Genomic DNA, 11,144 nt, shown 5'->3' with positions numbered 1-11,144 from the left:
ATCAGTTGACCACTACACTGTCTTGAGGCTGTCGATTTTAATTCTTGGCAAGAAATACATCACTTTCTTCTGACGCTCCTAGAAGACGAGGGTAATAAAAGTCCTCTTATTGAGTATTTACGTAGTCTATCTTCGGAAGGAGTAAGCAGTGAGGTGAAAGGAACATTAGATGTTCCTCTTTCTGAAAATGTTCTGACTGCACTATACCTCTACCGACTAGCCGCACTAAATAGTTCGGTGAGTTCAAAGGATTTATCGATAGTAGACGATGCAACTCAGCTATCACCTCTTGCTTTTATTACACTTGCAAACCATCTCATCAATTTCCTTCCGACAAGTAAAGAATCACGCATTAGTCAAATACACATAAGAGCTACCGAACAGGCAACCAAGCTATTGAATAAGACAAGCTGGGGCGATTTATTTGTATCTAAAGGGAAAGAGCAATGAAGCCTATTAATGTTCATATCGGATCAAATCAAGCACATTTGAAAGCTGAAATCGTAGATTTTCTTTCGGCTTTTGATGCTATAGATAACCTTGTTTATACGGAGTACAAAGCACAGTGGTTGCTTTCGGATATTCATGCTGAAAAGTGGGTTGTTAGAACATCAAAAACTAGAAAAAACAATAAAGAACGACTGAAAAAAACAGGAGAGATGTACCGTTATACAGTCAGTGTTAACTGGAATAGACGGTTGCCTGATGGAACAGCCCTCACGGATATAGTTAACCAGTCTTTCTTACATCAGTTACAAAAGTGGTTCTTTTTAATAGTTGATGATCCTATTAACCAAGAAAGAATGGCTTCAATATCGGTTCAGCATATGGGGTCAAGAATATTAACCTTCGTCAACTGGCTGTATCTTCATAAAGACAAGTTCGAACCGAGCAAACATGGCTTTTCTAAATTATCACAATCAGATATCAAATTGTTTTTAAAGGAAATTATATCTGGTGGCTCATTCGGCGCTCTTCGCTTTGGTCATCGTTTGATGGCTGAGATTGGTCTACATCTAGACCATCATGTTGATCCTTTGACGTTAGATGAAAAAGCGATAAAAGAGGGCATTTCGTTTTTTGAAAGTAACGAGTTATATAGAGATAACGGCCATGGGAAAAAGGTGGTTGATAGACAAAGTTTCTATAAAAACACCTCTCTCTCTGCACAAGATGCCTATGGGCATGCTGGAACTTTGTTCTTTAGGCAGTTCGAGCCGGATCTACTTGAGCAAAACAACCAGGTCTTATTGCCAGTAAATCAATATACTGACTTTCCATCCCACCGAACCCCATTAATGAAAGATGTAAGAGGAAAAACATATACAGACACAACAGCAGTAGCGATTGTTACGCTTTTCCGAAAAGGTTTTCAGTATTGGGATATGTTTAAAGCTTTTTTACCAAATCCTGACGCAATAAGGATTGGGGAGCTTTCAGCCTACATTTCTAGGATATCGACACCTACAAAGCACACACCTTGGATACCTTTAGAAACCAGTCTACTTACTCTTAATAAGTCTATCGATATGATAATTAATCATGCAGATAACATCGTTCAGTTTTATGAGACTTTGTTAACAGAACTCGAGATTAAGGGGCACTTGGATAGAGACAATAATTACAACTACAAAAAAATTGATGTATTGAAATCACTGCTGCCTAGTGAGATCAAAAACCACTTTAATATAGTGAGCTTCTCTCGTCTTGATGAAGAGTTTAAAGAGTACTCAAAGAATAAAATGAATGGAGATCGAACCGGATTATCTTTTGTATGTCTCTTAGAGTTATTGAAAGCGTCTTGTTTTATTTTGATTGCGGGCTTGAAACCGATTCGCATGGAAGAAATTGTTCGCTTGCCATATAACTGTTTATTTCACAAAGAAGGAGACGGTTACTGGATGGTTCATTCTCTCATGAAGTCTGGAGTGAATGACCAACTTCCTGAAACAGCTAAACCGATCCCTAAGATTACAGCAAGAGCGATTCAGACCTTACAAAAACTCAACAAAATCACACAGAAATTTGCTTATGAAGTGAGTAAGCGGGAGTCGGGTTACCTGCTTTATCAATTAAATACAGGTTCAGATAATAGAATGGGAAGTATCCTCGGTTCAGATTTGATCATTGGAGCTCTGGAGCGATTTTGTGATTACTATCAGACGACTGTCGATGAGTATGGTCGACGTTGGTATATTAATGTTCACGAGATGAGGAAAACATTTTTACTGACATTCTTTTGGTCTTTTAAACATTCCTCAATCGATGCATGCCGATGGATCGCAGGTCATGCTAACTCAGAACATATCCTTTCTTATATTGAATCCAACAGTCCAGGCTCTGAAATGACAGAGATTGAAGCTGATTATGCTCGTCAACAAGTCACCTACTTTCATGAACAAAGTTCTTTACTTGAAATGGAAAATACAGAGGAACTATATAGGCTTGTTTGTGAGCACTTTAAGGTTAAAGATTATACATCAATCCCTGAGGATGATCTTGCAGCCTACATAGCGCTTCGCTTGAGAAAAGGTAAGTTTTCGATTGTTTTCTATAGTATTAGTGAGCGTAATGGCTTGATTGAAAAAGCAAAAGTTGCTTTCCAAGTAACCAAAGGTGATGAGGAGGAAAGTAATGTTAAATAGAAAAGCTCAGTCAGTCATTAATCTATACAGTGAGATGAAAAAAGCTATCAATGACAACTCTAATACTTATACATGGCTAATCTCGAAATGTGATCGTCAAGAAAGCCTTGCCAATCTTAAGCGTAAGGGAAGAGGCATTGAAGGGATGTCTCTGAACTCCTTCAAGAAGTATTGTACAGACTATATTCAATGTGAAGGGAACCTCAATGGTTATGAAGTCGTTGACAACCTTAGAAAGGAGCTAATAAAAAGGCATAAAAATATCCCTTTAGAGTCAAGTAATGAAGGACCAAACCTGACACCGATGGAGGAAGCTAAGCAACATATTGATAACTTGCAACGCGACCAAGCTATTTTGGTTAGGGCTTATAACGACCTTAATCGTTTAGTACTTGATTTACTTGCAAACTCGAATGGAAATGCTCTTGAATACAACAAGCATAAAAATTTGTATGCAGATTATTTCGGGTTAAAGAAAGAGGTTGATAATGAAAAATAAAAGTCAACTATACACCTTCATTTCTGATGTGGAGTTTCCTTCAATACTTCGTTTTGATGAGAGCTCAGGTGAAGTCTTAACAAATAAAGATATATCTGAGGGTATTTACCAGTTTCGTTGGCCTGATGGAACAACTTGCTTTCCTGTTGAAATGTATCTTGCGCACTTAGTTTCTGAAGGTGCAGTAACAATTACTCGAGAAGATGGGGGGACAGTTGGCACTTATGCCTCTGCACTATCTCATCTGGTCCGTTATTGTTATAAGAAGAACGTTGAATTTTGGGATCTAACAACAATACATATCGATGAGTTAGTCAGTGAGTTGGTTGCTGAAAAGAAATCGGATGGGTTAACGCGTGCACGTAACAACGACACTATTAGGCTTATAATTCTTCCTAAGTTTGTAGCCTTTCTGAAATGGCTTCAAGCTGAGCATTACCCAACTCAATACATTATCGGTGTTGATAGACCAAAGCAAAGGTATCAAGTTAAGCTCAAAATAATTCAAAAAAGAGGCCGGGAAGGTCGAAATTTTGGACCGTCCGAAGTTTTTCCTACACGTTTACCAACTTCAGCAACGAAGCCAAAAACCGCTATTGCCGCCTCTGTCATAAAGAGGTTATGGGATACATTGAATTGCGAAAGGGGTGTGATGCGGCTAAATGACCATTTACTTCAACTTTTTGACAAGGAAGACCAAGAAGATCACCTTGATTATATGTACCACAGAAGGCGTATTCAGCTTGAATTGCTTGAAGCTACGGGATTGAGACCAATAGAACTTGTTCGAATTCCCTATAGTTCGAATGTAGAACACATTGAAGATGCAAAACTTGAAATTCCTACATACAAACGTGAAGAGGCACGATTTCGCATAATTCCCATAGAGCGTAGTGTTGCGATGAGGCTCGAGATTTTTATGTCAATGCATAGAGATAAGTTCATCAAGAGGTTAATAAAGTATGAGCTTATATCTAGTGAGTCTGAGGTGGATGATTTTATATATCTAAATTCAGAGACAGCTAAATCTGTAAAACAGTCTGCAGCTTATATGGATTTTAATCGATTGAGCTTGAGAGCTGGTATCGTGACTAAAACCTGCCAAAGTATGTTTAGACATCGTTTTGTAACCAACATGGTTAAGCTACATCTTGTTTCTTTCATGGATAAAAACCCTTTGAAGAGTGCTCATAGTTTTAATGACAAAGATTATGAAACCATTCTTAAGAAAGTTGCTAGTTTCACTGATCATAAAGACCATAAAAGCTTGAACGAATATATTGATCTAGCATGGGAAGAGCTAGATGTCTTCGAGTATGCTTATCAAATGAAGAATTTACACTCACGTTTTAGTGCAATATCGAAACTGGTGAGTGATGCTAAAGCGCAGATAAAGGGGCTAAATTATAGTGAGGCTGATTTAAAACCTATAATAGAAAACTTGAATGCGATTGAAGAAGAGTCGAACCTTCTAGTTGATAAGTAACTAGGTGTGTTGATACCTGCGTGAGCTTGTTGCTGGTGAATGCCTTTTTCCGTACTATGTCGCTCTTTTATTTATCACTTCATAGCCCTAAGAGTCTTATTTCATGTCAGCTATTCAGTCAGATGTTATTGTTATTGGAGCAGGCGCTGCCGGTTTAATGTGCGCAGCTAGTGCAGGTCAACGCGGGCGTTCAGTTCTTGTGCTTGATCATGGTAAGCGGCCTGGTCGTAAGATTCTTATTGCTGGAGGTGGGCGTTGTAACTTTACCAACTATGATGTCACAGCAAAAAACTTTTTAAGTCAAAACCCCCACTTTGTTAAATCTGCACTGGCTCAATATACCAATTGGGATTTCATTTCGATGATCTACAAGCATGGTATTGAGTTTGAAGAGCGTGATCATGGGCAATTGTTTTGTGTTAATGATCATGACTCGAAAGATATCGTAAAAATGCTAATTAATGAGTGTGATGAAACTGGTAATGTGAAATATAAGTACCAATGTGAAATTACTTCAATTGAACGTGTAGCAGATAACAATTTTAAAGTAGAGACTTCCAATGGAATTTTTAATTGTAAGTCTTTGGTTGTCGCAACGGGTGGACTTTCAATGCCACGTTTAGGTGCAACCCCTTTGGGCTGGAAAGTCGCTGAACAGTTTGGTTTAGGGGTTGTTTCTCCTCAAGCAGCCTTGGTACCGTTCACATTAGATGGTAGAGAAAAAGGGTTAACAGAATTAACTGGAACTGCTCTCCCTGTCCGAATTAGCTGCAACAATCAAGAGTTCCTAGAAGCTCTTTTATTTACTCACCGAGGTATCTCTGGCCCATCAGTATTGCAAATTTCTTCGTATTGGAACTCTGGCGATGTAGTTCAAGTTGATTGGCTACCTGGTTTGAACTCTATTGAACTGATTGAAAAAGCAGCAGAAAACAACCCTGCACAAGAGGTTAAAACAACGCTGTCTAAAGTATTACCTAAACGCCTTGTCGAGTATTTTATCGAACTTAATGTGTTTGAAAATAAACCACTTCGCCAATTGAATAAACGGGAGATAGAGAATATTAGCTCTGCTCTTCACTCTTGGGAAATTAAACCTAATGGGACTGAAGGGTATAGAACAGCAGAAGCGACCATTGGTGGTGTTGACACCAATTATTTATCGTCTAAAACAATGGAAGCTAGAGATATACCAGGGCTTTACTTTATTGGTGAGTGTGTTGATGTGACAGGTCACCTTGGAGGGTTTAACTTCCAATGGGCTTGGTCGTCTGGTTGGGTCGCAGGCCAAAACGCATAAGACTTATTTACTTTCAATATCTTGAATATTTTCACCTATAAGGCTGATGAGCTTCTGCTTTTCAGCCTTACTCATTTTTGCTATCAGGCAAACTAGTTCTGCTGAGCTTTCATCCTCACAAAAAAAGTAGTTTAAAGGTACGCCAAGTTCGTCAGCCATTTTCTTTAATGTACTGATATCTGGAGTGTGCTTCCCTTTTTCATACTGATTCATTCGCGCACTAGCCGAACTTTCATCGATACCAATACGCACCCCCAATTCTTTTTGGGAGATCTTTGCTTTTTTGCGAACTTCTTTGAGCCGCACAGGAATAGGGTTGTCGATCGACATTTAGAATTCATATTAATAGGCTCTATGTAACTAAGATTTTCTTAGTTTTACTGATTTCTGTATACTAAGCAATCCTTAGTATTTTGAATGGTGTAGGCAGTAAGTGAAACGTTCTACTAGAATCAGTGCGGTAATGTTTAAGCTGTTGATTGAAAAAAGAATGGATGGTTTTTCTGTTATAGAGGCAAGGGATGCTTCATTAAATGATGGGGATGGTACACAAAACCTTGATGAAGCTCGGAAGAAGGTTTATCGGCAAATATGGCAATACCAACAAAGGGGTTGGTTGCGTAGTGAAGGAGAAGGAAGAAACAAAAGATACTTTCAAACTGAGCAATTTATGGATCTTGAAGCCGCGCCCCGAAGAAAAGCTGAACGAGAAGCTTCTAAAAAACAGACTACACCGGATTATTCCGTGTTATTTCGAGAGAGTAACGAATACAAAGGTGAATTGGAGCTCGTGCTTGGTGAAATAGATGAATATCAATCATTGAGGTGCCGTTTCCCTGAGCTCGAGAGTCGATTAATGCCATTGTTACAACATGCAAGAGAACGCTCAGCGCACTTGCTTGGAAAGATGAATGGATTAGAGAATGTTCTTAAAACTCTTTCAGAGGGCAACCAACCGTGTTGAGGCAGTGGCAGGTTGAATGTTCTGAACATGCGTTGCAGAAGTTTAGAGAAAATCGACAACACTTCTTTTGCCAAGCAACACCTGGCTCTGGAAAAACGGTGCTTGCTGCAACTGTCGCATCAAGGTTACTTAATGATGATATGGTCGATCTTGTATTGTGCTTCTCTCCATCTTTAACTGTTTCTGAGGGAATCAAAAAAACCTTTTCTCAGACTCTTAATTGTACCTTTAACGGTGGCCTAGGCTCTATTGGGCAGTCGTTAACATATCAATCCATTCAATTCCTTAACGATGAATTTTGGGAGACGTTACGTAATCATCGAGTGTTTGTTGTATTTGATGAGATTCACCATTGTTCTGGGACTGAGCTTGAAAATGCGAACGTCTGGGGGCAGCAAGTGCTCACTAAGATTCAGGGACTAGCGACTTATACTCTTGCGATGTCGGGGACTCCGTGGCGCTCAGACTCTTTACCTATTGTTATGGGGGAATACAGTGACCCAGACGGACAGCTACTTGTCGACTTCCAGTACACCCTTAAACAGTCTATTGATGATGGTGTTTGTAGAGCTCCTAATATTGTATTGGTCGATAATGAGCAATTGTCTGTCTGTAGTAGCGAAAACGTGGAGTCATTTTCATCGATCTTAGAGATGCTTAAACAGACGAAAGCGTCTTATCAGAGTGTGATACATAACCAAGAAGCGATGGAGTATTTACTCGGTTTAGGATGTGACCGGCTAGCAAAGGTACGTATTGACGCTTCCAATGCCGGTGGATTAGTTGTTGCAGCGTCGGTTCAACATGCTCAAGTTATCAAAGATATACTTTCTTTAAAGTTTGGCCAAACCGTTTCAATTGTCACTTATAGACATGAAGAACCACTCGCAGAAATAGACCGCTATCGACAAAGTGACTCTCAATGGATTGTTAGTGTCGGAATGATAAGTGAGGGGACAGACATACCTAGACTCCAAGTGTGTTGCCATATGAGTTCTGTCAAAACGGAATTATATTTCAGGCAAGTACTAGGACGTATTCTTCGTATCGACTCTTCCATGGCTCAGCAAGCATGGCTATTTACGTTTGCGGAACAAAACCTCATTCAGTTTGCAGAGCGAATTGAAGATGATATTCCAGAATCTTGTATCTATGTGAATATGGGAAAACCAATGGAGACAGAGCTAGTTAATCGGCAGAATAATTTAACTGCTAAGCTTTCGAAAGAGCCTCTAAATAGTATCGACGCAACAGTATTCTGGGAAAGCCGTAGGGGCAATTCAAACAACCTTTACGGGACACTAGGGACGTTTGATGAATTGCGGCTTGGTGCATTTAAACAGAGAGTGATTTCGGCTTTTACATCCATGTGAGCGGGGTTGCACCGCTTGGGCTAGGTTTATTAATTATAGGTGCGTAGAGGTGACGAAATGAACTACTTTGCAGAGGACCCTTTCTAGGTAATGTAACCTGGAGGGGAAATGAAAAAACTGAAACAGCAGTACCGAAAGCGTATTAAATGCCAGCGTCAATATCTTTGGGATTTGTATCCCAGCATTCGCAGTGGAACCCACAAGCACTTTTCAACAAAACAGGAAAAGGGCTTTTACTTTCTTCACATGATTGAGTGCAGAGGGTACCCGATTAGATTACGCGCTGCGCGAGGAAGATCTTTGGCTAACCCGTGGGATGACTATCCAGTGTATGTGTATGACCTAGCAAAAAGTTGGAAGCATAATTCTAAACGACGTTATCAGTACTATAAGTAAGCTTAACGATGGCGTAGGGGCTTTTCTTTTCCCTAATGCCAGAAACGACAAGAGCCACTACTTGTAGTGGCTCTATTACGCGCAACCTGTGGTCAATACTCTATGAGCGGAAGAGGGCAGGGCTATCGTATGTCCTCGGTGGTCTGCTTTGCAATTAAGCCAAGTTCAATTCGATACCATTACTTCTGATCAGACAGCAAGTAGTAACTCCAAGAAAAAGCAGGGATACCCGAGGCTCTCAACTTTATGTTAAAGCTAAGAACCGAATCTGGCAAGCTTACTCTGTCCAGAGACATGCCAACACGGTCACCATTAGCTCGTTTATGCTCCTTTTCGAGTTAGAAATTCATTTCGCAGTGTGCGAATCGCAACCTGCGAAATGAACTTATTTTTGCCCTTAAATGTTTATGACCCACATATTAACGTGGCAAATTTGAAGGGAGATAGTTTAGCTTTTCTAACACAGACACGAGCCACAAAAAGTGGCTCTATTACGCGCTACCTGCGGTCTACTGCTTCTTGATTTATTTAGATTTCAATGGTTTTTCCGAACGTGAGGTAATTCATTGCTTCAAGTTTGGAAAATTCTAGCTCATTTTCCCCTGAAGATTCTGACATGATTATCCACATCGCAAGTTGCGATTCGCAGGGTGCGATGTGGAATGAACTCAGTCCATGCTCTTCACAAAAAGCGCGTTGGGTAACACTGCTGCTTTCATATTGCTCAAACAGTGATTGCCATTCTAGGTTGGTGCGTCGTTTTGCCATTTCAACTCTCCTTTGGGTTGGAGAGTTGATCTTATTCTTCGTGCTGAAGGATTAGAATGCGGTGTTCATGGCACGCTTACGCAAGTAGTGCTAACTTACTTACTCTATTTGAGCCTATTGTTGCTTCTGTACTGGCTGTTGTGATTGTAGGAGAGTCTATTCATTTGATTGGATGGATTGGTATTGTTCTGATACTTATTTGCCTTGCACTCCAGTCAAAAACTAAAGTTAAAAGAAATATTTAGAATTAAGCCATACCTCTAATAATAGTGAGTTATTAGAGGTATTTACATACGATTGCTAAATCATGAAGATACACGAGTGCCACAAGTTGGGGCACTATTTTTCATACTTATGAATAGGTAATAGCAAATAAACGCTCCTAGCAAAAGTACCACTGCCATTGATATGAATATGTAGTTGTATGCTTCCATCGCATAGTTATCGAGTAGGTATCCGTAAATAAGATGTACAAAAGCTTCAGGGCTGAAGCCTATACAAATAAGCATCCCCATAGCTGTTCCCGTATAAGCCTTCGGGATTTGGATTTCACTCACTTGTGCATACATGATACCTCTCATACCAAATGTGAACGCCCCTAAACAAAGTACAAGACCAATTAATAGCGGAAGATATGAAGCTTCGTGCGGCACAACAACAAATGAGATTGTCGTGATAACACCCATGACAAATAGCAAAGACATAACTTTTAGCGAGGAACCCAGTTTATCAGCGATTACACCCGCAAAAGGAGATATTACGAAGGCTAAAAAGTAGGCACGAACCATTCCGACTATACCTGCCTGCTCTGCAGTGAGCCCATACGCATCGGTTAAATAAGGTACCAAGTATGCTGCACCCTGATACACGAAAATAACGCAAGCCACGGATAATGACACAAGCCACAATCGTTTATTCTTCACTAGTAGTAATAAATCTTTGAGTTTTTTTTGCTCTGCATTATCTATTTTGCTAATACCTTCTGGAATCAACGTGTAAGAGATGATGCCTAAGAAGAAGTAGATAGATGCATCAAAGCGTAAAATGAATCCAATACTTAATGAATCAGAACCATAGTAGCTCACGATCCCTATGGCGCACAGAGTAAGTAGCGTTCCAGCTATCCCTCGTCCAGACTCTAGAAAACCAAAATAGCGCCCTTGTTGATTATCTGATGCAAGCAATCGAGCAATTTTTGTCATTGATACAAGGAATAGACCGTTACCGACAAAAGACATCAAACCAATGATAACGAACATTGCATCATAAGACGGTTTAAAAGATTGCCATACTGCGAGAAAACTCATCGTAATATAGGATAGAGATAAGATTACTTTAGGGTGTTGAAATTTATCAACAATTACTCCAGCTAATGCCCCAGAAAAAACTCCAACCAAGCCAAGCCAAGACATAAGTACACCCGATTGAGTATTATTGAGGCTGAAGTACTCGTTCCAAGGGTAGTAAAACACTTCTCGTAGGTACATTGCTTTGAAAATCGTCCCCCCTCCAATGGCGAGTAAGATAAAGAATATTAAGTCACGTTTATTTTCAGATAATGAAAGTTTCATGCTAGTTATCTCGTAATAATTTTTTATCCAAACTACCATTCTCGACTGGGTAAAAAATTATCTGACATCAAAAAAATTAATATACATTGTATCTAAGGATAAATAATTATTTAAATTGTGCACAGGATCTATGCTCACACCA

General features: G+C 39.7%; 9 protein-coding genes and 2 pseudogenes. 8 read left to right on the top strand and 3 right to left on the bottom strand.

From position 1 onward, the window contains the following. Positions 1–153: 153 nt before the first annotated feature. From AB4154_RS19245 to AB4154_RS19225, 5 genes are all read left to right on the top strand, one after another. On the top strand, positions 154–450 hold the full coding sequence (locus AB4154_RS19245) for a hypothetical protein (RefSeq protein ID WP_372123860.1): 297 nt from the start codon (positions 154–156) through the stop codon (positions 448–450). Beyond that, positions 447–2,645 (top strand): hypothetical protein, encoded by a 2,199-nt coding sequence (locus AB4154_RS19240; protein WP_017079366.1) that lies wholly within the window; start codon positions 447–449, stop codon positions 2,643–2,645. Before AB4154_RS19245 ends, AB4154_RS19240 begins: the two co-directional genes overlap by 4 nt. Beyond that, on the top strand, positions 2,635–3,144 hold the full coding sequence (locus AB4154_RS19235) for a hypothetical protein (RefSeq protein ID WP_086050309.1): 510 nt from the start codon (positions 2,635–2,637) through the stop codon (positions 3,142–3,144). Before AB4154_RS19240 ends, AB4154_RS19235 begins: the two co-directional genes overlap by 11 nt. Then, a complete protein-coding gene (locus AB4154_RS19230) occupies positions 3,134–4,630 on the top strand; it encodes a tyrosine-type recombinase/integrase (protein ID WP_086050308.1) in 1,497 nt (498 codons plus the stop codon). Before AB4154_RS19235 ends, AB4154_RS19230 begins: the two co-directional genes overlap by 11 nt. Positions 4,631–4,733: 103 nt before the next feature. After that, the gene (locus tag AB4154_RS19225; protein WP_372123858.1) at positions 4,734–5,930 is read left to right on the top strand and encodes an NAD(P)/FAD-dependent oxidoreductase; all 1,197 of its coding nucleotides are present in this window, start codon (positions 4,734–4,736) and stop codon (positions 5,928–5,930) included. A gap of 3 nt (positions 5,931–5,933) precedes the next feature. Here the strand turns inward: AB4154_RS19225 and AB4154_RS19220 are convergent, their stop codons facing one another. Next, a complete protein-coding gene (locus AB4154_RS19220) occupies positions 5,934–6,260 on the bottom strand; it encodes a helix-turn-helix domain-containing protein (RefSeq protein ID WP_102481664.1) in 327 nt (108 codons plus the stop codon). Positions 6,261–6,363: 103 nt separating this feature from the next. Between AB4154_RS19220 and AB4154_RS19215 the strand changes: the two genes are divergently transcribed. After that, entirely contained in the window at positions 6,364–6,894 is a 531-nt protein-coding gene (locus AB4154_RS19215) for a hypothetical protein (RefSeq protein ID WP_032498339.1), read from the top strand. After that, complete coding sequence (locus tag AB4154_RS19210; protein ID WP_372123856.1) at positions 6,888–8,267, top strand: DEAD/DEAH box helicase; 1,380 nt, start codon at positions 6,888–6,890, stop codon at positions 8,265–8,267. Before AB4154_RS19215 ends, AB4154_RS19210 begins: the two co-directional genes overlap by 7 nt. A gap of 1,062 nt (positions 8,268–9,329) precedes the next feature. Here AB4154_RS19210 and tnpA read toward each other — a convergent pair. After that, positions 9,330–9,431, bottom strand: a pseudogene (gene tnpA / locus AB4154_RS19205) (IS66 family insertion sequence element accessory protein TnpA); the annotation flags it as partial. 71 nt (positions 9,432–9,502) lie between these two features. Here tnpA and AB4154_RS19200 point away from each other — a divergent pair. Next, positions 9,503–9,676: pseudogene (locus tag AB4154_RS19200) on the top strand (EamA family transporter); the annotation flags it as partial. 60 nt (positions 9,677–9,736) lie between these two features. Here AB4154_RS19200 and AB4154_RS19195 read toward each other — a convergent pair. Next, a complete protein-coding gene (locus tag AB4154_RS19195; protein WP_372123855.1) occupies positions 9,737–11,002 on the bottom strand; it encodes an MFS transporter in 1,266 nt (421 codons plus the stop codon). Positions 11,003–11,144: the final 142 nt, after the last annotated feature.

Source organism: Vibrio sp. 10N.286.51.B11 (genome assembly GCF_041469245.1).
In the GTDB taxonomy this organism is placed as follows: Bacteria; Pseudomonadota; Gammaproteobacteria; order Enterobacterales; family Vibrionaceae; genus Vibrio; species Vibrio crassostreae_C.
This window is presented reverse-complemented; position numbering and strand designations above follow the sequence as displayed.